The sequence below is a fragment of the Arthrobacter globiformis NBRC 12137 genome (assembly GCF_000238915.1).
In the GTDB taxonomy this organism is placed as follows: domain Bacteria; phylum Actinomycetota; class Actinomycetes; order Actinomycetales; family Micrococcaceae; genus Arthrobacter; species Arthrobacter globiformis.
Window position 1 is genome coordinate 59,770 of record NZ_BAEG01000014.1, and the last position, 22,451, is coordinate 82,220.

Below are 22,451 nucleotides of genomic sequence, written 5' to 3' on the forward strand. Positions count from 1 at the left end.
GGGGTTTTCCTTCGTGACACCTACTTTTCTGCACTTCCAAAGCGCTTTCTAGAGGAAAAAGCTGGAAAGAAATGCGTTTCTTCGCGTATTCTTCAGAAATGTCGCCTTCAAGCTGGAACAGGGAAGTTTCGCAGCCGCCGTCGTCCCCGCCGGCAGCCGAACTGGACGTCATTGCGCTGGGCCGCCGGGTGCGCCACCTGCGCAAGCAGGCGGGCCTGACACTCGATGACCTGAGTGCCGCCGTCGGGACTGCACCGAGCCAGCTGAGCCTCATTGAAAACGGCAAGCGGGAACCAAAACTCGGGCTGCTGCAGCACCTGGCCGGGGCGCTCGGCGTGGGCATTGACCAGCTGCTGGGAGCCGAGCCGCCCAGCCGCCGGGCGGGCCTGGAAATCGAGCTCGAACGGTACCAGCGCGGACCGCTGTACGAGTCCCTGAACCTGCCCAAAATCCGCATCAGTTCGCGGTTGCCGATGGATGTCCTGGAGGCCCAGGTGGGACTGCTGCACGAGCTCGAACGCAAGATGAACGAGCAGGTGGCGACGCCGGAGGAAGCCCGCCGCGCGAACGGTGAACTGCGGGCCATGATGCGCGAACGCGGCAACTACTTTCCGGAGTACGAGGCCGAGGCGCAAAAGGTGCTCAAGGAGGTCGGTTACACGACCGGACCGCTGAGCCAGCACGTCATCGCAGACATCGCGGAGCACCTCGGATTCACCCTCCACCATGTGGGTGACCTGCCGCATTCCACCCGTTCGGTGACGGATTTGAAGAACCGCAGAATTTACCTGACGCAGAGCGAGCGGCAGGACCATGACCCGCGCTCCGTGCTGCTGCAGGCCCTGGGCCACTACGTCCTGGGGCATGAGACGCCCCGGAACTACGGTGATTTCCTGGCCCAGCGGGTGGCTACGAACTATTTCGCAGCGGCGCTCCTGCTGCCGGAGCAGGCCACCGTGGAATTTTTGCAAAAAGCCAAATCGGCGAAGGAGATCGCGGTGGAGGACATCCGCGACGCCTTCGCCGTGTCGTACGAGACGGCCGCCCACCGATTCACCAACCTGGCCACCAAACACCTGGGCATCACCACGCATTTCCAGAAGACCCACCAGAGCGGGATCATTTACAAGGCCTACGAGAACGACGGCGTCAACTTCCCGCAGGACCACACAGGGGCCATCGAAGGGCAGCCGTCCTGCAAGGCCTGGACCTCCCGCGCCGTGTTCGACGTCCCGGACAAGTTCAGCGCCTACAGCCAGTACACCGACACGCCGTCAGGCACGTACTGGTGTACGGCGCGCACGGACCGGTCGGCCACCGGGCAGTTCTCGCTGAGCATCGGGGTCCCGTACCAGCACGTGAAGTGGTTCCGCGGCCGGGAGACGACGGCCCGGGCAACGTCCAACTGCCCCGACCCCAACTGCTGCAAACGGCCCCCGGCGGCGCTGACATCCGAGTGGGCGGGCAACGCCTGGCCGTCCGCGCGGGCCCACTCCCACCTGCTGGCCGCCATGCCCCCGGGCGCCTTTCCCGGCGTGGACGAGACAGAGGTGTACACGTTCCTGCAGGCCCACTCGGGAAGCTGACCGGCGCTCTGTCCGATCAGGCGGGTTTTCCACGACCCTCTCGCAGTTCCTGCAGCGCATCCCGGAACGCTCTCTCAGCCGTCAGTCCAGGAAGGGCAACCCAAGGCCGTTCTCCGTCCGCCACAGCCTGGCCTCCTTGACCGCATTCTTGGCGTCTCGCCGGTGCAGCTTTTTTGCGCCCAATGCGGGAAGGTAGGGAGTCCCCAGCGCGCTAGCAGTCCCGCGTCAGGCTGGGCGCGGGCCGTTCTGGGTGACAAATGACTACTGCCACGTGGCTGGGAGCTGAGCGTCACGCATGACAGGTTTATAGCGGGCATCCCCATTTGGAAGCCCGGAAATCCGCGGATCCCCCTGCCCCAACAGCCCAAGAACTTGCTGTACGTGACGCCATGAGGCCGGCGAAAAGCCCTTCACCGTCGTCGTTCCCGTCCAAGAGCTGAAACCCCCGCCAAGGTGAGCGGACTATATTGGCCCTTGTCAGCCCACCAACCTGATTGCGGGAGCGTGCACCCATGGCCAAGGAACTTGCCACCCAGCTCATCGAACAACTCCAGGCCGCCGGCGTCCAGCGGATCTACGGAATCGTCGGGGACAGCCTCAACCCGATCGTCGACGCCGTCCGTCAGACCGGCGGATCGCAGCAGGGCGGCATCGACTGGATCCATGTCCGGCACGAGGAGGCCGCAGCCTTCGCCGCGGCAGCCGAAGCCCAGCTGACAGGAAAACTCGCCGTGTGTGCCGGCTCCTGCGGCCCCGGCAACCTTCACCTCATCAACGGCCTGTACGATGCAAACCGCTCAGGGGCACCTGTTCTGGCCATCGCCTCGCACATCCCGAGCAAGCAGATCGGCAGCGGCTTCTTCCAAGAAACCCATCCTGACCGGATCTTCAACGAATGCTCCGTCTACTCGGAGCTCATCGGCACTGCGGAACAGGCTCCCCGGGTAATGCACAGCGCCATCCAGCACGCCGTCGCGTTGGGCGGCGTCGCCGTCGTCACCGTTCCCGGCGACATCGCCGGCCTGGAGGCAACCGGTGAGACTCCGATGCCAGCAAACTTCCGGCCGGCCACTCTGACACCGGCGCCGGAAAGCGTCCAGGAACTCGCCGATGCCATCAACGCTGCCGGCAAGGTTGCCATCTTCGCCGGGGCGGGCACGCAGGGCGCCCATGATGAGGTCATTGCGCTCGCGGAACTGATTGGCGCGCCGGTCGGCCACACCCTGCGGGGCAAGGACTTTCTGCAGTACGACAACCCCTATGACATCGGGATGACCGGCCTGCTCGGCTACGGAGCGGCCGCCGCAGGCATTGAGGACGCGGACCTGCTGATCCTGCTGGGCACCGACTTTCCCTACGACCAGTTCCTGCCCGGCACCCGCACCGCCCAGGTGGACCGGGCCGCCCACAGGCTGGGCCGGCGGACCGACGTCGACATCGCCGTCCATGGCGACGTGCTGCCCACGCTCACGGCACTCATGCCCTTGCTGGAACGCAAGAAGAACCGCCGCTTCCTCAACCAGATGCTCAAGAAGCACGACAAGCTCATGAACAAGGCCGTCGGCGCCTATACCCGCAAGGTGGAAAAGAAACAGCCGATCCACCCGGAATATGCCGCGTCGCTGCTGGACCAGGTAGCGGCGGAGGATGCCATTTTCACCGCGGACACGGGCATGTGCAACGTGTGGACCGCCCGCTACATCAACCCGCTGGGCACCCGCCGGCTGATCGGCTCCTACCTGCACGGCTCCATGGCCAACGCACTGCCGCACGCGATCGGCGCGCAGCTGGCGTACCCCGGACGCCAGGTCATTTCGGTTTCGGGTGACGGCGGACTGTCCATGCTTCTCGGTGAGCTCATCACCGTGGCGGCGCACCGGTTGCCGGTCAACGTGGTGGTCTTCAACAACTCCACCCTGGGCATGGTCAAGCTGGAGATGCTCGTGGACGGGCTGCCTGATTTCGGCGTCGATGTGCCGGACGCCAACTATTCTGCGGTCGCCCGTGCCCTCGGCTTCCATGCCGTCCGCGTCACGGATCCTGCCCGGATCGAGGATGCCTACCGTGGAGCCTTCGCCCATCCGGGCCCTTCGCTGGTGGAGCTGATCACGGATCCGAAGGCGCTGTCGATTCCGCCGAAAATCACTGGCTCGCAGGTCCTCGGGTTCGCCACCGCCATGTCGAAGGTGGTCCTGAACCGCGGCGCCGGCGAGGCCGTGAGCATGGCGCGCAGCAACGTCCGGAACATTCCGCGGCGGTAAGGGTGGCGCGCACCATCGCAAAGCGGACGGCGGGTGTGCCCTCCGTCGTCCGCTCCCGCCGTCGTACGCGTTCGACGGCGGGTGGTACAGACTGCGGTTATTGCACCCGGCGCTCGGCGGCGAGAAGCGCCGCCGTCCGTTCGATGAGTCCGTAGGGGAGCGGCTTGCCTAGCGGGAATTTAGCGTGCCCTTGGCGGCCCGGAAGGGCGCAACGTCAGCCTGGAAGGCGTCATCGCCGGACGGCACCGGGTAGACCGAAATATGCCGCGCCCAGCCCGCGAAATACACCACATACTTGCCGCCGAGCGTGACCGTGGGGATGCCGTAGCTGATCTTTTCGCCGGAACCCGGTACAGCCGCACGGCGCCTGCGCCGGACCTCCTGGAGGACGTCCTGCACATCGGCGGGAAACTGCGCGATGTAATCGTCAACGCTGTCGAAATGCTGGGCCATGCCGCGCTCCTCCTCGATCCATCGGCATGCCTCGAGGATACGCCCGGGCCGGATATGTGGGCGCCGGGGATGAGACCAAACCGACGGCAAACCGTGACCGGACAGGCATCGTTACTGTCAGCCCCCGCTGATTGACTGTGAACATACGGTGTTCGCCGGATGAGCCGAGGACTGCAATGAAGAGGATCCAAATGGCCAAGATGGTGGCGGCCTCGGCCGCGGTCACACTCGCAACGGCGTGCTCGGCGCCGGTGCCGGGAATGTTGAAGGCCGACGGCGTGGAGCGGGTTTCGGTGGATGGCACGGCGTACGCCGCTGAGTTCCGCGCGTTCCGGGACTCCGCCTTGGGACTTGGCCAGGCAATGCTGGCCAACGGCGGCGACGGTTCGGGCGGGAATGTGGTGTCCTCGCCGGGAAGCTTGCTGGTTGCACTGGCGATGCTTCGGGCCGGCGCGTCCGGGGAAACGGCTGCCGAGCTGGACAGTGTTGTGGGTTTCCCGGTGGAGAGGCGCGACGAGGCCATGAATGCGCTGCTCGCGTCCCTGGCGAAGTTCGACGGCGATCCCGGGGCCGTGGACGAGGACAACCCGCCGCGGAGGCCTGTCATGCATGCCGCCAACGGATTGTTCGTGGACAAGGGCGTGCCGACCGGTGGATCATTCCTCGGTACGCTGGCCAGGCACTACGGAACCGGCGTATATCCGGTGGACTTCACCGACGAGGGCGCCACCAAGCCCGCGATCGATGCCTGGGTGGACAGGAACACGGGCGGCCGGATCAAGGAAGCGCCCGCGAAGTACGACCCCCGGAACACGTTCAGCCTGCTCAATTCCGTCTACTTTGCGGCGGCCTGGCAGACCCCGTTTGACCCGGCCTCAACGTCGGATTTGCCCTTCACCCTCGACGGCGGCGAGCAAATCGACGTCCCGGCCATGCACAACCTGCTGGAGATCAAGTACGCGGAAGGGGCAGGCTGGCGGGGTGTGGACCTCCCGTATGCTGAGGGCTTCGTGATGCGTCTGGTCCTGCCGGACGCCGGGGCGGATGCCTTATCCAAGGGGCCACGGCTCATGGAAATCGCGAGCGCCTTGGACACCGCGCCTCGGGACACCGTGCAGATTCAGCTGCCCCGCTGGGACCACAAATGCAGCTTCGAGCTGCGCACCGTCCTGGACGACGCCGGACTGCATAAGACCCTCACCACCACTGAGGACTTCAACGCGATCCAGCCGAACATGACCATCATGCAGGCAGCGCAGACCGCCAACATCACGGTGGCCGAGAAGGGAACCGTGGCTGCCGCCGTAACCCAAATCAACGGCAGGGTGACCAGCGCGCCACCCCGGCCCGAACACACCATCGACTTCGACCGGCCGTTCCACTACCAGATAGTGCACGTTGAAACCGGGTTGCCTCTTTTCATGGGAACAGTGGCGGACCCGCGCTCCTGACCGGACGCTCTCTCAGATCCTGCAGAGAAAAGCGGGACGCTCCAGTGATGGAGCGTCCCGGTTTTTCGTGCGAAAAGTGAGAGAGCGTCCGCGGGGGCGGAGAGGAGTCAGCGCGGGCCGCCCTGCCAGAGGGCGTCGAACGGGGCGCCGGAGGCCACGCGGTTGCGGATGCCCGCGGTCACGAACCCCTTCGCCGTGCGGGCTGCCTCCAGCGGAGATGCACCCTTGGCCAGCTCCGCCGTCACCGCCGCAGCCAGCGAGCAGCCGGCGCCGGAGACTGCCACCTCGCCCACCTTCGGCGCCGTCAGGACCTCGAGGGTTTCGCCGTCATAGAAAACGTCGACGGCGTTGGGACCGGACAGCCGCACGCCGCCCTTGGCCAGCACCGCGGCTCCGCTCAGCTCGTGGATCCGGACTGCCGCAGCCTTGAGGGATTCGATGTCGGTGATCTCCAGACCGGACAGCGACTCGGCCTCGAAGTGGTTGGGCGTGACGAACGTGGCCAGCGGCAGGATCTGTGCCTTGAGTGCCTGGTCCGTGTCCAGGGCATGGCCCGGCTCCTGGCCCTTGCAAATCAGCACCGGGTCCAGGACGACGTTGCTGAACGCACCCGACGCCAGAGCGGTGGCCACGGTCGAGATGGTGGCCGGGCTGCCCAGCATGCCGATCTTCACGGTGTCCAGCACGGAAGGTGCGCCGGAAGCGGCACCGTAGGCCGCCGTCGTCGCTTCCAGCTGGTGCGCGATGACTTCCTGGTCCACGGGCACGAAGCGGTGGTTCCAGTCATTCTCCGGGTCGAACGACACGATGCACGTGAGGTTGGCGATGCCGAAAACGCCGAGTTCCTGGAACGTTTTCAGGTCGGCCTGTGCTCCCGCCCCGCCGGTCGCCTCCGAGCCTGCGATGGTCAGGACGACGGCGGGAGCTGCGGTGGTGCCGGAAACGGCGTCGGACGCGGTATCGGACGCCAAAGCGGTGGAGTCAAACGCGGTAGAAGTCATGCCCCCATCCTGCCACCGGCCGAGCAGCCCTCGCATTGTGCTCATGAACAGTATGACCAAAACGGGCGGTGGCCCCAGTCACAGGCCATAGGGTGGCGGGCGGCGTTGCTTTCTTTCCACGCCGAATCCAGGAAGGTTCACTGATGAGCACCCAACTGTCAGAAGCAGCACAAACCCGCCGCGCAGTCGGCAACATCCTCAAAGGCTCCGCCGGCAACCTCGTGGAGTGGTACGACCTCTACGTCTACACGGTTTTCGCGGCGTACTTCCAGGCCCACTTCTTCAATTCCAAGGACGAGCTCCAGGCCGGGCTGGAGGCGATGGCCGTCTTCTCGACGTCGTTCCTCATGCGCCCCATCGGCAGCTGGTTCTTCGGACGCTACGCCGACCGCAACGGCCGTAAGGCTGCCCTGACCCTCAGCGTGACGTTGATGTCCGCAGGATCGTTCGCGATCGCCATCCTCCCGACCCAAGACGTCATCGGGATCTGGGCCCTTGTCCTGCTGATCCTCATCCGTGTGCTGCAGGGCTTCTCAGTGGGCGGAGAATACGGCACGAGCGCCACGTACATGTCCGAGGCTGCCACCTCGCGGCGCCGCGGCTTCTTCTCCAGCTTCCAGTATGTGACCCTGGTCGGCGGCCAGATGCTGGCACTGCTGGTTCTGGTGATTCTGCAGAACACCTTGGGCGACGGGCTGCTGAAGGAATGGGGATGGCGCATCCCGTTCGCCATCGGCGGTGTTGCGGCGCTGGTGGTCCTGTGGCTCCGGCGTTCGATGGAGGAGACGGTTTCCGAGGAGCAGGTCCAGGCAGCCAAGGCACCTGCCGCAGCCGGCGAGGCCCAGCCCGGCACCCTGAGGCTGCTGTTCACCCAGCACTGGAAGCCGCTGCTGATCTGCATCGGTGTGACCCTGGGCGGCACTGTGGCCTTCTACACGTACACCAACTTCATCCTAAAGTTCATGAACGATACGTCCGGCATCGCCAAGACGGACACGTCCGTGATCAACTTCTGGGCCCTCTTCATCTTCATGCTGCTCCAGCCCGTCTACGGCATCATTTCCGACAAGGTCGGCCGCAAGCCGCTGCTCCTCTGGTTCGGGATCACCGGTGTGCTCTTCACCTGGCCGCTGCTCTCCACCCTGGCCGGCACCAAGGATCCGTTCACAGCGTTCCTGCTGATGATGGGAGGCCTGCTCATCGTGGGCGGCTACACCTCCATCAACGCCCTCGTGAAGGCCGAGCTCTTCCCGGCTTCCATCCGAGCCCTTGGCGTGGGCCTGGGCTATGCCGTGGCCAACTCGCTGTTCGGCGGCACGGTTCCGCTGATCGGCGCCGCACTGCAGAAGTCGGATCAGGTGGACCTGTTCTTCACGTACGTCACCGTCGCGATCGGGCTGTCCCTGCTGGTCTACATCTTCGCGCTGAAGAACAAGAAGACCACGCACCTGGACCGCGAGCAGGGCCACGCCTGGTCCAGCACGGTTGCGTCCAGCACGCCGTCGGGCGCCGCCCGCAAGGATGAGGACGAGGACTTCGTCAACGTCTGACCTCAGCGAAAAACAGGTAACGCACGACGGCGGGTGGCCGGCCCCGCGGTGACCTTTGGGTCCCCGGGGCGGCAGCCCGCCGTCGTCGTCCCCGGGGTTTTGCCGGCCGTGAGTCCGCTCTCCCCGCATCCGGCAATGGTGGGACAATGAAGGGCGGTTTCGGCGGCCAGCCGGCGGGACCCGTCCCAGTGCTAATACAGCCAGCTGCCATCTCCGTTCGCAAGGATGCAGGCAGCCGAGCGAACCACTACGAATGGAAAACCCATGACTACCGCCCAGTCCTCCGTGCCGAAAGCAGCGCCGAAATTCGCCTCAATCGGGTCCCCCTACTTCGGCATCATGCTTGCGGTCATGGCCGTGGTGCTGATCCTGTCCAACATCGGTGCTTCCAAGGGCGTGGTGCTGGGTCCAATCGTCACGGACGGCGGCTTCTTCCTGTTCCCGCTGGCGTACATCCTGGGCGACGTCATCAGTGAGGTCTACGGCTTCAAGGTAGCCCGGAAAGCCATTATCACCACGTTTGCCCTGTCGGTCTTCGCCGCAGTTTGCTACTGGGTGATCATTGCGCTGCCTGGCTTCGACGACGACTTCGGCACCGCCAAACAGGCCGCCCTCGAAGGCGCAATCGGCCCAGTTCCACAGATCGTGCTTGCCTCGCTCCTTGCCTTCTTCGCCGGGCAGACCATCAACTCGTGGATCCTGGTCAGGATGAAGGCCCGCACCGGGGAGAAGTCGCTGTGGGCCCGCATCATGAGCTCGTCCGTGGCCGGGGAATTCGTGGACACGCTGATTTTCTGCAGCATCGCGGCCTCCGTGATCGGCATCAGCGACGTTGGCACGTTTGCGAACTACGTGCTGGTGGGCTTCCTCTACAAGACCCTCGTGGAGTTCCTCTTCGTTCCCGTGACCACCCTGGCCATCGGCTGGGTCAAGAAGCGCGAACCGAGCTACGGGGCGTAGGAGCCCCGGGGAGGCTCTGCGCCGGTCCAGCCGAGCCGGGCACCCGCGAACTCGCCGGAACCGTGCGAGTTCGCCGGAATGTTCCGGCGTGCTCGCAGGTTTCCGGCGAATTGGGGGGACTTGTGCTCAGACGGCGCGAGGCCGGCCGGCCAGGGCGCGGAGCACACGGTTCTTGAACTGTGCCTCGTTGAACAGGTCCTTCCACTCGACCCGGACGAAGAGCCATCCTTCCTCCGTCAGGGCCTTTTCGCGGAGACGTTCCTGGAAGAGCACCTCGTTGGTGGGTTGGAAGTCGAAGTACTTGACCTTGCCGTCAAACTCCAGCGCCACTTTCTCCTTCTTCCAGGCGAAGTCCAGACGGTGCCGCCCGATCGGGCTCGTGACCTCAAACTGGGGCGTGGGCGGCCTGATCCCGAGCCGGAGGATCAGTTCCCTGGTGAGCGTTTCGCCGGGGGACTCCGAACGGGAGTCCGCGTTCTCCAGCACTCGGCGGAACGTGCGGATGCCACGCCTGCCGTCCAGTGAATCCGCCATCGCCTGCAGCAGCGACCGGTCCGCGCCCAGCCGGAGTGCATGGTCCATAACGATCAATGACTGCCGGTATGTCAGCATCATGGCGCAGTCGGCTGCGGTCCGTTCCAAAGAAGTTACACGGAGCGCATTCAGCGTCACTATCTCGTCGTCCGAGAAGGGCCGGGTATGACATTTCACGTCTCTGCCGTGTCGCTCACTCGACGGATTTACCTGCTGCAGAAGATGGATCAGATCATCCACCTTCCAGAGGTAGAGACGGTGCAAGCGCGCCGCGGAGGTGTGGCTGTATGCGAACTGGCCGGTTGACGTCGTGCGTGTTCCGCGCGCGTGCGCATAAATGAGCAGCCGGCTGCGGACGCCCGGGGACTGGGCTTCCCAGACGCTGGCGCGGACATAGCAGCCATAGCGGAGCCGTACCAGTGATCCCGAATCCAGCAGGGTCCTAATGGACCGCGAGCCATATCCGAGATCCGTCAGCTCGTCCGTGCGCCAGAGGCGGCCGGTTGGCGGGAGGTCAGGAGAGTTGTGAGAAGGCATGGCACCAGCTTCGGGGACCGCTCTGCGGCAGGGGAGGGACCGCCGTCGTTATGTGGAAAACGCGAAGTCGCCGGAACCGTGCGGGATCGCCGTGGCCTTCCGGCGATCCGGCACGTTTCCGGCGAGTTCGACGGCGGCGCGGCCCTCGGCGCGGCGGCGCCGCCCAGGGGAGCCGCAGGCCTAGGAGTAGTACCGGCCCAGCGTCTCGGCTTTGAACTCGAAGAAGTCGCCAGACTCGATCGCCAGCCGGGCGTCGTCCACCATCTTCACCACGAAGCGCTCGTTGTGGATGGAAATGAGCGTGGCGGAGAGCATTTCCTTAGCCTTGAACAGGTGATGGATGTAGGCCCTCGAATAGTTCAGGCACGCATAGCAGTCACAGCCGTCCTGCAGCGGACCGAAGTCGCGCTTGTACTTGGCACCGGAGAGGTTGAAGCGGCCGTCGGGCGTGTAGAACGCCGAGTTGCGGGCCACGCGGGTGGGGGAGACGCAATCGAAGGTGTCGGCGCCGTTCTCGATGGCCGTGAAGATGTCGTCCGGCTCGGAGATGCCCAGCAGGTGCCGCGGCTTGTTCTCGGGCAGTTCCTCGTTGCACCAGCGCACGATGGTGCCCAGGTTCTCCTTCTCGAGGGCTCCGCCGATCCCGTACCCGTCGAAGGCCATGGCACCGAGGTCGCGGCAGGCTTTGCGGCGCAGGTCCTCGTACTGGGCGCCCTGGATCACGCCGAACAGGGCCTGGTACGGCTTGCCGGGCCGCCCGGCCGTGAGCCGGAAGTGTTCCTCAAGGCAGCGGACCGCCCACAGCCGGGTTCGTTCCAGCGACTCCTCCTGGTATCCCCGGGAGTTCTGCAGCGTGGTGAGCTCGTCGAACGCGAACATGATGTCCGCGCCGATCTGGTGCTGGACCTGCATGGAGATCTCGGGGGAGAAACGGTGCCGGTCCCCGTTGAGGTGGCTCTTGAACCAGACCCCGTCGTCGTCGATGTGGGCCAGGCGCTCCTTGCCCGGGGCCACGGCATCGTCCGGTCCGGACGTGTCCACGGACTTCATGTCGATGACCTTCTTGAACCCCGAGCCCAGGCTCATCACCTGGAAGCCTCCGGAATCGGTGAAGGTGGGCCCGTGCCAGTTCATGAACGCGCCGAGGCCGCCGGCCTCGTCCAGGATCTCGGGGCCGGGCTGCAGGTACAGGTGGTAGGCGTTGGCCAGCAGGGCCTGGGCGCCGAGTTCGGCCATGGACTCCGGAAGCACCGACTTCACCGTGGCCTTGGTGCCGACGGCGATGAAGGCCGGCGTCTGGATCTCGCCGTGCGGCGTGGTGATGGTGCCGGTCCGGCCCAGGAACCCGCCTCCGTTGGCGGTCTCCTGCTCGGGGGTAGGGTTGCATGTTTCGGTCAGGCGCTTGCCCACCCGGAAGGAGAACTCCGACTGGCGGGCGGCCGGCACCGGTACAGAAGTGGAGGGCGGTTCAGGATTGGCTGGCACGGTTCAAGTGTGCCAGCTAACAGCGGCGAACCTTCACTGGATGGGTTCTGATGTGGGGTAGTTCTCAGAGCGCCAGTCGTCCCAGAGGGAGCGGATCGTTTCCATGCTGTGTGCGCCCAGATCGTAGAGCGAGAGGATCACCATCGAGCCGCCGTCGGGCCTTTTCTCGGGGATGACGGGCTGGTCAGCCACAATCAGCAGGCCCTCCCCGTGCTCCGCGTAGCTGTGTACGGTGATCCCCACCTGGTGGTTGGTCTTGTGCCAGACCCTGCCCGAGACCTCCTCGCCGGTGCCCAAGGTCAGCGAATATTCTTCGCCGGGGGCGGGGATGTCCTTGAGCCCGAGTTTCTCGATGGCGGAGCCGCCCGAACCGGGGACGGAGAAGTAGCAGGTGCGGCGCCTCCCGTGGGGATGGCGCTCCAGCGCGAACCGCAGCTGCTGCAGGAAGATCAGCCACCCCTGGGTGATGTCCTCGTCCCACGCTGCCCATTCGGAGTTGTGGTCCACACCGGCGCGGGTGACGCTGACCTCAGTTCCCGTGGGCACGGGCTTCAGCGTGAAGATGTCACCGTTGTTGACCGTCAGGGAGGTGTGGTCCGGCCCTTCAACCACGGATTTGCTGAAGTAGATCTCATTGATTTCCGCCGCCAGCTCGTCGGCTTCCCAGCCATGCCATTGCGCGACCTTCGAGGGTTCACGCAGCATCGTCCAAATCTGTGGCGCGTCGGAATTGATCACAACGCTGAGCTTGTTCGTCATGGCCTGAATCTACAACTTGGGCGCGACCCGGGCTAGGGGAATTTCCGGCGGAAAACGGGCACCCGTATCGCAGGGCCGCTTAGCCGCGCACAGACTCCAGTTCATTCGCAATCCGCCGCTCCAGCTCCGGCGCGCTGATGGTCTGGGATCCGCCGTGGGCGCGCAGGAACAGCAGCGATTCCAGCCGCAGCAGCCGCCACTCGCGCTCCGCTTCGTGGTTGGAGTTGTCGATGGAGCGGAAAATCTCTTTGTCGTACAGGTTCGGCTCGTTCAGTGACCGCTGGCGGACCCGGGCCTGCATCCGCGCCTTGAACGGATCCGTCTCCTGGTTGTCCGGCGCCCGGAGCAGCTTCTCATACACGGCGGCGCGGTCCTTCTGCCCCGTTTGCCGGCACACGTAACTGGACAGCGCAAGCGAGGCCTCCACCGACCCCCAGCGCCCCGGGTTGCCGTCGAAGGGCAGCACGTTCAGCAGGTCGGCCACGGCCAGCGACGCCTCGGCATCCTTGAGCATGACGAACAGCTCATGCGCGAGGTCACTCAGGTCCTTCAGGCAGCTGCCCGACTTGGTGTTGATGCCCTTGACCAGCTTGTCGGCCAGCAGCTGCACCCCGACGGCGTCCGGATGGGCCTCCGCCGCGGCTTCCACCACGGATTCAGGCGTTCCCGAGGGCTCCGGGATCAGGGCCAGATCCTCCGCACTGGGGCCGACCACCCCGGGGGAGGTGGACGGCAGCGGAGGGACGACGACGGCGGCAGGCGCCGTCCGCGCAGTCTCCCCAGCTGCTTCTCTCCCCACGACGGAAAGGGGAGCGCCGGCGTCGGACGCCTGGGTGTCCGCCCTTTGGGCGTCACTGTCCGTTCCTTGGGGGGCGCCGTCCGCGCCGGCGCCGTCTGTGCCGGCAGCATCTTCGACGACGGCAGCAGTCATAACAGCGGCATTGGCGGCGGCTTCCGGGGAGGCGACGTCGTCAACCGCGGGTCCGGGGATGCGGACGGACGAGCCGGCAGCAATGCGCAGCGTGCCGCCGCCGGTGAGGATCGCAAGGATGATGGCGGGGCTGCCGAAATCATCGGTTTCGACTTCCACGGAGTGGATTTCCGCGGACCGCTTGCCGTCCGGCAGGAGAAGGTGGTCGCCCGCCCGCAGAGAGCCCGCCTGCTGTTCACGGTAGGTCTTGGCAGCTGCAGGGTGGTTCATGGGAGTCCTTAAGTTCTCTTGCGGTCCGCCCAACAGTCTACAAAGGAGAGGGTGCGAAGTCCGGGAGGCGCGGGCGCCCGGGCGTCAGCTGCCGACGCCGGCGTAGGCCAGAGCCTGCCGCACCAGGGCACCGCGGCCGCCGGTGAACTCGAGCTGCACGCCGTCGCTAAGCACTTCCTGGGGCGTCATCCAGGTCAGCTCCAGAGCGTCCTGGCGGGGTTCGCATTCGCCGGTCACAGGGATGATGTAGGCCAGTGATACGGCGTGCTGGCGGTCGTCGGTGAAGCCGGTGTGCGAGGGGGCGGGGAAGTATTCGGCCACGGTGAACGGCACAGGGCTGATGGGGAGCTGGGGGAATGCCAGCGGGCCGAGGTCTTTTTCCATGTGGCGCAGCAGTGCGGCGCGGATGGTTTCGCGGTAGAGCACCCGGCCGGAAACGAGGGACCGGACCATGGTGCCGTCCTCGTCCGCCTGCAGGAGTGTGCCCACCTCATTCACGAACCCGAGTGGATCCAGCCGGACCGGCACCGCCTCCACGTAGACCATCGGGAGCCTGCCTCTGGCTTCGAAGAGATCCTCGTCCGAAAGCCAGCCGGGGTTGGGGTCAGGGGTGCGCACGTTCATGAATCATTTTTACCCCATCGCCACAGCTCCGGCCGCCGAGGCGTGGGATCCCTGCGCCTGGCGGCGGGCAAAACGACGCAATCTCACCACCCGATTTGCCCCTCCGCGCCGCCGCGCCGCGCCGCCGCTCCGGCCGTTTGGGGGCTACGCCGGCCGTTTGGGGGTTACGACGGGCGCCGGGCGGCTAGGACGGGCGCCGGGCGGAGATCCAGAGCGGGGCCCGCTGTGCCGCCGCGCCGTCATTGTCCGGGTGCGGCACATGAAGGGTGCGCCCGAACGCCTCCTCGGTCAGCGTCACGTCGTGTCCCGCGGCCGTGAGTCGGTCCCGCAGGGCGTCTAGGTCCCCGGCGTACTCGAATCCCAGTCCTGCGTGCGCCGCGCCGGTGCCGGGCCGCGCCATCAGCACACCGCCGTTCTTGGCGGTGAAGTCGGCAGTCTCGTCGTCGTCCGGGACGGGCCGGAACCGTGCCCCAATGTCCCGCAGCGCCTGGGCAGCGGCTGTCACGTCCTCGCTGAACCAGACCTCCACCACGGCCAGCGCTGGATCCGCATCCGCACAGCCGGCCCCGTGGGCGGCCTTGTCGGCCAAGAAGCTGAAACCGTCCGCGCCCGTGATCCGGCAGGAGTCGCCGTGGTCCGCGCGGACAAGCTCGGCGGACGAGGAGTCAGATTCCGCGCCGGACTGGTTGGTGCGCCGGGCAAACTCCTCGAGGTCACCCACCTCCACGCCAAAGTGCGTGACGCCATCCTCCGCAGCGCCCGGTTCGGCCTGGTGCAGCGCCAGCCTGCCCGCACCGGCGTCGTACTCCCGCCAGGAGCCCTCGTCGGTGGTTTTAATCATCCCCAGGTCGGTGAGGAGCCGCTCCCAGGGGTCAACCCGGGACGTGAAGTGGATGGGGCGGACACGAAGCATGCTCTCTCCTCGAACTCGAAACACCAGGATCTTCGAAAACGGCGCCGACATGGCCATGATGCCACGTCTTGAATCGCGCGGCACCGGGTTGAATCATGCAGCGCTGGGGCAGAATAGGCGCATGCCCGTTGAACTCGAGGAACTGCTGGTGACCGATGCAGCCGCATGGCGGACATGGCTGGAATCCCACCACAGCGACAGCCCCGGCGTCTGGCTGGTCCTGCACAAGAAGGGCGGCAACGTCACTGAACTCGATTACGACGCCGCACTGGACGAGGCGCTCTGCTACGGCTGGATCGACGGCCAGGTCAAAAAACGCGACGGCGGCAGCTACCTCCAGCGCATGACCCGCCGGGGGCCCAAGAGCCCCTGGTCCGAACGGAACGTGGGCCATGTGGCCCGGCTTGAGGCTGCAGGGAAGATGACGGCCCCGGGACGTGCCGCCGTCGACGCCGCCAAGGCCGACGGCCGCTGGGAGGCTGCCTATTCAGGACCGGCGACGGCGGAGGTCCCGGCGGATCTGGCCGCCGCCATCGCCGCCGTGCCCGAGGCACAGGCCATGTTCGACGTGCTGACCTCGGTGAATCGCTACGCGCTGATCTACCGCACCAATTCGGTCAAACAGGCCTCCACAAGGGAGCGGAAAATCGCCGGGTTTGTCCAGATGCTTGCCCGCGGCGAGACGCCGTATCCGCAGAAGAGGCGCCCGGCGCAGAATCCCGCTGGTTGAGCGTGTCGCTTCACCCCGCTGGTTGAGTCTGTGGAACCCGGCGCCGAGCGTCCTGGCAAGGGGCATCGAAAAGGCCGTCCGCGCTAAAATTGGGAGCAACTCCCAACACGAACGGCGAACATGCAGCGGTTTTCCCTACGCACGCTCGGCCCCCGCGCGCGGTGGATTGCGGTGGCCGTGGCCCTGGCTCTGGTGCTCGCAGCGGCCGCGGTCATCGGCCTGGCCGGGCGTCCGGGCGACGGCGGAACACAGGGCGGTGCCGGACCCCAGGGCGGTGGCACCCAAGGCAGCAGCACCCAGAGTGCAGCCCCGAAGTCCTTCAGCAGGCCCGAGGGCGCCTCACAGTTCCGGCCCTCCTACCACCTCACCCCTGCCAAGGAGTGGATGAACGATCCGCAGCGGCCGTTCCTGCTGGACGGGGTGTGGCACTACTACTACCTCTACAACGCGGACCACCCCGAGGGAAACGGCACCGAATGGTTCCACGTCACCAGCACCGATCTGGTGCAGTGGAAGGACGAAGGCGTGGCCATCGGGAAGTTCAAGAACGGCCTGGGGGACATTGAGACCGGCAGCGCCGTGGTGGACCAGGACAACACCGCCGGCTTCGGCAAGGGTGCCGTCGTCGCCGTCATGACCCAGCAGGACAAGGGCGTGCAGCGGCAGTCCCTGTTCTACTCCACGGACAAGGGCTACACGTTCAAGGAGGCCGACGGGAATCCCGTGATGGACAACCCGGGCAAGGAGCACTGGCGCGACCCGAAAATCATCCGCGACGAGGCCCGGGAACAGTGGGTCATGGCGTTGGCCGAGGGGGAAAAGATCGGCCTGTACACCTCGAGGGACCTGAAGGACTGGAACTACGTATCGGGCTTCGAGCGGAGGGGCCTGGGGATCCTCGAATGCCCCGACCTTTTCCAGCTGGACGTCGACGGCGACCCCGCCAAGCGCACTTGGGTTTTGGCGGCCAGCGCGAACGGCACCGCGGAAGGCCGGACCACCGGGGTAGCGTACTGGACCGGGACCTTTGACGGGACCACGTTCACCACCGCGGATGACAAACACCAGTGGCTCGACGCCGGCGCCGACTTCTACGCCGCCGTCACCTGGGACGATCCCCGGCTGACGGAAAACGAACGGATGGCGTCCCGTCACGCGATCGGCTGGATGAACAACTGGACGTATGCCCGCCAGTTGCCCACGACCGACTGGCAGGGCGGTGCGGACTCCATCGTCCGGGACATCCGGCTGAAAACGGTGCAGGGCAGGCCCACGCTCGTCTCCACCCCCACTCCCGCCCTGTCCGCGCTGGACGGCGAAGCCAAGACGGCAGACAGCGGGGCGCTGACCCCGGAGGGTGCCGGCGGGCTTCCCGCGCCCGCAGGCGGTGCCTACCGGCTGGACGTGACCCTGGAGCGTGCACCGGGCGACGACGGCACGGAGGCCCTGCTGAAACTGGGCAACGGCGGTGCGGACTTCGCCACGGTGGGCTACAACTTCGAGGCAGGCACGGCATGGGTGGACCGGGCGGCAGTGGTGCCAGGCGCTGATGCCCTCGGACCTGTGTTCACGGAACGGAGGAGTGCGCAGAGCCCGCCCCGCAACGGCAGCTCGCCGGGGAGGGGCAGCGTGGAGCTGACCATTTTCGTGGACTATTCCTCGGCGGAGGTCTTTGTGAACGGCGGCGAACAGACCCTGACGTCGGTCGTGCTGCCCAGGCCAGGCCAGCCGGCGGTCAGCGCGGCCACCGCCGGCGGGAAGCTGACACTGAAGTCGTTCAAGTACACCCCGCTGGCCACCGTGCTGACGGCACGGTAGGCAAAGCGGCGAAAGTCAGTCCGACTCGAGCGGGAAGGCCACGGCTTCCCCCACCACGCGCAGGCACAGTTCCGTGCCGGGTTGCGCGATGGATGCGTTCCAGTGCCGGATGGTGATCACTTCACCGCCGCCGGGATAGCGGTGGTCGGGCATGGCACCGGCCAGCTTGGGCGGCACGGCGAGCTTGAGCCGCACGGTGGTTTCGGGGCCGAAGTAGTCGGTATCCACCACCACGCCGCGGATGGGACCGTCCTCGGCGATGCGGATCTGCTCCGGGCGCAGCATGAGCTGGACGCGGCCCTGCGCGGGCGGACGCCGGACGGGGATCCCGCCGAGCGAGCAGGTGGCCAGCGAGCCCTCCATCCACGCATCGAGGATCACCGCGTCGCCCAGGAACTCGGCCGTGGCGCGGTCCGCCGGCCGGGTGTACACAACGAACGGGTTGCCGATCTGTGCCAGCTTGCCGCCCCGCATGACCGCCACCTGGTCCGCGAAGGAGAGTGCCTCGGCCTGGTCGTGGGTGACGAGGATGGTGGTCACGCCGGCCTCGTTGAGGACCTTGGCCACCGCCCGCCGGGTGGCGACGCGCAGCCCGGCATCCAGGGCGGAGAAGGGCTCATCCAGCAGCATCAGTTCAGGCTCGCGGGCGAGGGCCCGGGCCAGGGCGACGCGCTGCTGCTGCCCGCCGGAAAGCTGGTGCGGGCGGCGCCTGGCCATGGCGGTGTCCAGCGACACCATCTCCAGGAGTTCGTTGACCCGCGCATTAACCGCGCGCCGGCCGCCGTCGAGCTTTGCGGCACTGAGCCCGAACGCGATGTTCTGCCCCACCGTCAGGTGCGGGAACAGGGCGCCGTCCTGCGCCACATAGCCGACGTGGCGCTTGTGCGCCGGCTTCCACACGCCGTCCCCCGCCACCGGGGATCCGTTCAGCGAGATGCTGCCGGTGGCGGGGTGTTCGAAGCCCGCAATCAGCCGAAGCAGGGTGGTCTTGCCCGACCCGGAGGGGCCCACGATCGCGGTGGTTCCGCCCTTGGCCACGGACAGGTTCACGCCCTTGAGGACGGCCTGCGAGCCGAAGTTCTTGGTGACGGCGTCGATCTCCAGGTGGCTGTTGGTGCTTGGCGCCACGGAGGGGGAGATCCGCGGTTCCGGAAGCCTGGACGGGGATTGTTCGGTCACTGTCCCGCTACTTTCTTGGACTGCTGGAAGAGCAAATAGGTCATGGGCGCCGAGATCACGATCATGAAGAGGGCGTACGGCGCCGCGCCGGCGTAGTCGATTTCGCTGCTCTTGCTCCAGAACTCGGTGGCGAGGGTCCTGGTCCCGTTGGGGGACAGGAGCAGCGTGGCGGTCAGTTCGTTGGCGATGGCCAGGAAGACGAGGGCGGCGCCACCGGCCGCGGCGGGAGCCGTGAGCCGCAGTGTGACGCGGATGAACGACAGCAGCGGAGGGCTGCCTAGTGCCTGGGCCGCCTCGTCCAGCTCCTTGGGTGCCTGGGCCAGCCCCGCCCGGATGTTCACCAGGGCGCGCGGCAGGAACAGGAGGACGTAGGCGGCGATCAGGACGCCGGTGGTCTGGTAGACGCCCGGGACAAGCCGGATGCTGACGGTGACGAAGGCCAGGGCAACCACGATGCCCGGCAGCGAGCTGGTGACGTAGTTGGACAGTTCCAGGCCCTTGCTGAACCAGCTGGCGTGCCGGACGGCGAGGTAGGCCATGGGGAAGGCGACGACGGTGGTGGCCGCGGCGCCGGCCAGCCCGTAGAGGAGGGTCTGCAGCAGCGCGGGAACGAACTCGTCAGCGGCCCAGATTTCTGTTCCGCCGGCAATGATCCAGCGCAGCACGAACAGCAGCGGCAGGCCGAAGGCAAGCAGGGTCAGGCCGAGCAGGGCCAGTTGGGCCGGCCACTGGTAGGCGTGCAGCGGCAGGCACAGTGCCTTGGCCTGTGCACCGGAACCGACCCGGGCGTACCGCGCGGTGCCTCGGCTGCGGACCTCGACGACCAGCAGGATGAGGCAGATGAACACCAGCACACTCGCGAGCATGTTCCCTGCCGTGCCGTTGAACGTGGATTGGTACTGCACCATGATCGCCGTCGTGAAGGTGTCGAAGCGGATCATGGCGAAGGCGCCGTACTCGGCCAGGAGGTGCAGCCCCACCAGCAGTCCGCCCCCGGTCATGGCGATCCGCAGCTGCGGCAGGACCACGCGGAAGAATGCCCGCCAGGCGCCCAGGCCGAGGGACGCAGCCGACTGCTCTACTGCGGGATCCAGCCGGCTCAGTGTCGCGGCAGCGGGAATGTAGACCAGCGGGAAGTAGGACAGGGTGGCGATGAGCACCCCGGAAAACAGGCCGTGCAGCGAGGGGACGGCGGAAACCCAGGCATAGCTGTTGACGAAGGCCGGGATGGCCAGGGGAGCGGCGAGCAGCACCGCCCACACCTTCTTTCCGCGAAGCGTGGTGCGCTCCACAAGCCATGCGCCGCCGACGCCCAGGATGAGGCAGAGGGGAACGGTGATCAGCATCAGGAGCACCGTGTTCAGCAACAGTTCGCCGACGCGGGGCCGGAAGACCAGTTCGAGGGCGGTGTCCCAGCCGGTGGCCGCGGTCATGTACACCACGTAAGCCAGCGGCAGGAGCGAAAACAGGGCGATCAGCACCGCCGCGACAGCTACCGCTGAAACGCCGAAAGGCGGGCGGGGGCGCTTGCCCCGGCCCGCCGACGTCGTGCTTCCGGATTCCTCCGCAGCCGATACTTGCGTGATCACAGAATTAGAGCAGTCCTGCCTTGGTCATCAGCTCGGTGACCTTCGCGGAGTTCAGCTTGGCCGGGTCCACGGTGGGGGCCTCAAGTTCCTTGACGGGAACCAGCTTTTCGTTGGCCGGGACGCCCGAAGCGATGGCGTACTCGAAGGAGGTGCCCTTCTGCAGGATTTCCTGGCCCTTCTTGCCGGTGATGAACTTCAGGAAGGCCTGGGCGTTCTCAGCGTTCTTCGAGGACTTCAGGACGCCGCCGCCTGAGACGGACAGGAACGCGCCCGGGTCCTGGTTCTTGAAGTAGTACGGCGTGACGTTGTTGGAGTTCTCGCCGGTCTTCGCCTGGTCGCCGTAGTAGTAGTAGTGGTAGATCAGCGCTGCATTAACCTCGCCGGCGTTCACTGCCTTCATGGCGGTGTTGTTGCCCTTGTAGGCGGTGAAGTTTTCCTTCATGCCCTTCAGCCATTCCGCAGCAGCGGCTTCGCCCTTGAGCTCGACCAGGGCGGAGACGATGGCCTGGAAGTCGGCGCCGCTGGGGGAAGCGCCCCACTTGCCCTTCCACTCCGGCTTGGCCAGGTCAAGCATGGACTTGGGCAGCTTGTCCTCGGAGATCTTGTTCTTGTCGTACACCAGGACGGTGGAGCGGGCGGCAATGCCGGTCCACTTGCCTGTGGAGGGGCGGAACTCCGCCGGAACCTGGGCGACGGTGTCCTTGTTGACGTCGGCGAAGAGACCGGCATTCTCCACCTGCGCCATTGCGGGGGAGTTTTCGGTAAGGAAGACGTCCGCCGGGGAGGCCGCACCCTCCTGGACGATCTGGTTGGACATCTCGGTGTCCGAGCCCTGGCGCAGCGTGACCTTGATGCCCGTTTCCGTGGTGAAGGCGTCGGCCCACTCCTTGGTCAGGCTTTCATGCTGGGCATTGTAGACCGTGATCTCGCCCTTGGCGGGGTCGGCGGAGGGCGAGGCAGCGGGGGAGGTGCTGGAGCCGCAGGCCGAGAGGCCGAGGGCTGCGGTGGCGGCGATCGCCATGCCGGCCAGCGCGTTGATGCGGATCTTCATCGGGGTGCTTCTTTCTGCAAAGTCTCGTGGGCGAGGCCCTCGTGAGCTGGGGAAGTTAGGTGAAGCTCACTCGAAAAACTGTAGGTTAGCCAAACCTAAGCACCAAGTGGGAAAGACCTTAAGTGATGAGGATCACATCAATTACGGCACTGTTGCGTGTCCTAATTTCCGGTTTCCTTGGTGCCCGCTGTCACGGACGCGGCCGCCACGGCTGCCGCGGCCTCCAGGGCCATCCAGGCCTGAAGCTGGGTGGACAGTTCGACGGCGGTACCCGGCGGATACGTGCTGCTCGCCGGCCGCTTCGGTTCGAAGGAAAATATGGGGTCCCCGGTCCGGCCGGGCCGGGCCAGCGGCTCGCCCGCCGCAATCGGCCGGCGGCCGGCCAAGAGGACGCCGGCCGTGCCGGTGACCAGCCGGGCGGCGGTGGCCCGGACGTCCTGCGGCAGCCGGCGGTCGTTGGCGGCCAGCGCCAGGTAGCGGGTGAGGATCCCGGTGAACAGGCCGCCGTCGCCGGTACCGTCGCAGCGGAGGACCATGGGGTTGGCGGGGTTGGCGCTGGCAGCCGTGGCGGCCTCCGGCAGGGTGAGGTGTGTTGCCACCGCGTGGACCACGGTTGCGGCGCGTTCCAGGTTGGCGTCGCCGCCGAGCTCCAGCAGGGCGCCCAGGACTGGCCCCTGGTTGTAGGTGTAGATGGCGTCCTCCAGCACGGTTTCCCGGAGCTGCGGACCCGGATCCCGTCCAGGTACGAGCCCGGCGGGCGGGGTCGAAC

General features: G+C 66.4%; 18 protein-coding genes and 1 pseudogene. 7 read left to right on the plus strand and 12 right to left on the minus strand.

The window, feature by feature from the left end; translation table 11 throughout:
• Positions 1-71: 71 nt before the first annotated feature.
• Positions 72-1,586, plus strand: coding sequence for a helix-turn-helix transcriptional regulator (locus tag ARGLB_RS02425; RefSeq protein WP_003798512.1), 1,515 nt, complete (start codon positions 72-74; stop codon positions 1,584-1,586).
• A gap of 512 nt (positions 1,587-2,098) precedes the next feature.
• Complete coding sequence (locus ARGLB_RS02430) at positions 2,099-3,847, plus strand: pyruvate dehydrogenase (protein ID WP_003798514.1); 1,749 nt, start codon at positions 2,099-2,101, stop codon at positions 3,845-3,847.
• A gap of 168 nt (positions 3,848-4,015) precedes the next feature.
• On the opposite strand, the gene ARGLB_RS02435 is transcribed toward ARGLB_RS02430, so the two are convergent.
• Positions 4,016-4,300, minus strand: a complete 285-nt coding sequence (locus tag ARGLB_RS02435) for an iron chaperone (RefSeq protein WP_003798515.1) — start codon at positions 4,298-4,300, stop codon at positions 4,016-4,018.
• Between the two features lie 176 nt (positions 4,301-4,476).
• On the opposite strand from ARGLB_RS02435, the gene ARGLB_RS02440 reads away from it, so the two are divergent.
• Positions 4,477-5,751, plus strand: a complete 1,275-nt coding sequence (locus ARGLB_RS02440; RefSeq protein WP_043417726.1) for a serpin family protein — start codon at positions 4,477-4,479, stop codon at positions 5,749-5,751.
• Between the two features lie 107 nt (positions 5,752-5,858).
• Here ARGLB_RS02440 and ARGLB_RS02445 read toward each other — a convergent pair whose 3' ends face one another.
• A complete protein-coding gene (locus tag ARGLB_RS02445) occupies positions 5,859-6,752 on the minus strand; it encodes a hydroxymethylpyrimidine/phosphomethylpyrimidine kinase (protein WP_003798517.1) in 894 nt (297 codons plus the stop codon).
• 143 nt (positions 6,753-6,895) lie between these two features.
• Here ARGLB_RS02445 and ARGLB_RS02450 point away from each other — a divergent pair, with 143 nt between their 5' ends.
• Complete coding sequence (locus tag ARGLB_RS02450) at positions 6,896-8,302, plus strand: MFS transporter (protein WP_003798519.1); 1,407 nt, start codon at positions 6,896-6,898, stop codon at positions 8,300-8,302.
• A 264-nt stretch (positions 8,303-8,566) separates the two neighbouring features.
• Positions 8,567-9,262: a queuosine precursor transporter gene (locus ARGLB_RS02455; RefSeq protein WP_003798521.1), complete on the plus strand. Its 696-nt coding sequence runs from the start codon at positions 8,567-8,569 to the stop codon at positions 9,260-9,262.
• Between the two features lie 126 nt (positions 9,263-9,388).
• On the opposite strand, the gene ARGLB_RS02465 is transcribed toward ARGLB_RS02455, so the two are convergent.
• The 6 genes from ARGLB_RS02465 to ARGLB_RS02490 all read right to left on the minus strand — a co-directional run bounded on the left by ARGLB_RS02465 (position 9,389) and on the right by ARGLB_RS02490 (position 15,315).
• Positions 9,389-10,333 carry a type IV toxin-antitoxin system AbiEi family antitoxin domain-containing protein gene (locus tag ARGLB_RS02465; RefSeq protein WP_003798523.1) on the minus strand — a complete coding sequence of 315 codons (945 nt, stop codon included), beginning with the start codon at positions 10,331-10,333 and terminating at the stop codon, positions 9,389-9,391.
• A 180-nt stretch (positions 10,334-10,513) separates the two neighbouring features.
• Positions 10,514-11,818, minus strand: coding sequence for a tRNA guanosine(34) transglycosylase Tgt (tgt, locus tag ARGLB_RS02470; RefSeq protein WP_043417729.1), 1,305 nt, complete (start codon positions 11,816-11,818; stop codon positions 10,514-10,516).
• A gap of 33 nt (positions 11,819-11,851) precedes the next feature.
• Positions 11,852-12,577, minus strand: a complete 726-nt coding sequence (locus tag ARGLB_RS02475) for an SRPBCC family protein (RefSeq protein ID WP_003798525.1) — start codon at positions 12,575-12,577, stop codon at positions 11,852-11,854.
• Positions 12,578-12,656: 79 nt separating this feature from the next.
• Positions 12,657-13,778 (minus strand): DUF6707 family protein, encoded by a 1,122-nt coding sequence (locus ARGLB_RS02480; RefSeq protein ID WP_003798526.1) that lies wholly within the window; start codon positions 13,776-13,778, stop codon positions 12,657-12,659.
• A gap of 84 nt (positions 13,779-13,862) precedes the next feature.
• Complete coding sequence (locus tag ARGLB_RS02485) at positions 13,863-14,402, minus strand: NUDIX hydrolase family protein (RefSeq protein ID WP_003798527.1); 540 nt, start codon at positions 14,400-14,402, stop codon at positions 13,863-13,865.
• A gap of 184 nt (positions 14,403-14,586) precedes the next feature.
• Positions 14,587-15,315 (minus strand): hypothetical protein, encoded by a 729-nt coding sequence (locus ARGLB_RS02490; RefSeq protein WP_003798528.1) that lies wholly within the window; start codon positions 15,313-15,315, stop codon positions 14,587-14,589.
• 121 nt (positions 15,316-15,436) lie between these two features.
• Here ARGLB_RS02490 and ARGLB_RS02495 point away from each other — a divergent pair, with 121 nt between their 5' ends.
• Both ARGLB_RS02495 and ARGLB_RS02500 read left to right on the plus strand, forming a co-directional pair.
• The gene (locus ARGLB_RS02495) at positions 15,437-16,045 is read left to right on the plus strand and encodes a YdeI/OmpD-associated family protein (RefSeq protein WP_003798533.1); all 609 of its coding nucleotides are present in this window, start codon (positions 15,437-15,439) and stop codon (positions 16,043-16,045) included.
• A 120-nt stretch (positions 16,046-16,165) separates the two neighbouring features.
• On the plus strand, positions 16,166-17,863 hold the full coding sequence (locus ARGLB_RS02500; protein WP_003798535.1) for a glycoside hydrolase family 32 protein: 1,698 nt from the start codon (positions 16,166-16,168) through the stop codon (positions 17,861-17,863).
• Positions 17,864-17,878: 15 nt separating this feature from the next.
• Here the strand turns inward: ARGLB_RS02500 and ARGLB_RS02505 are convergent, their stop codons facing one another.
• From ARGLB_RS02505 to ARGLB_RS23485, 4 genes and pseudogenes are all read right to left on the minus strand, one after another.
• Positions 17,879-19,042 carry an ABC transporter ATP-binding protein gene (locus ARGLB_RS02505; protein ID WP_003798536.1) on the minus strand — a complete coding sequence of 388 codons (1,164 nt, stop codon included), beginning with the start codon at positions 19,040-19,042 and terminating at the stop codon, positions 17,879-17,881.
• Entirely contained in the window at positions 19,039-20,631 is a 1,593-nt protein-coding gene (locus tag ARGLB_RS02510) for an ABC transporter permease (RefSeq protein ID WP_003798537.1), read from the minus strand. The genes ARGLB_RS02505 and ARGLB_RS02510 overlap by 4 nt, the downstream gene beginning before the upstream one ends.
• Before the next feature lie 4 nt (positions 20,632-20,635).
• Positions 20,636-21,682, minus strand: a complete 1,047-nt coding sequence (locus tag ARGLB_RS02515; protein ID WP_003798540.1) for an iron ABC transporter substrate-binding protein — start codon at positions 21,680-21,682, stop codon at positions 20,636-20,638.
• Positions 21,683-21,843: 161 nt separating this feature from the next.
• A pseudogene (locus ARGLB_RS23485) lies at positions 21,844-22,451 on the minus strand (hypothetical protein); the annotation flags it as partial.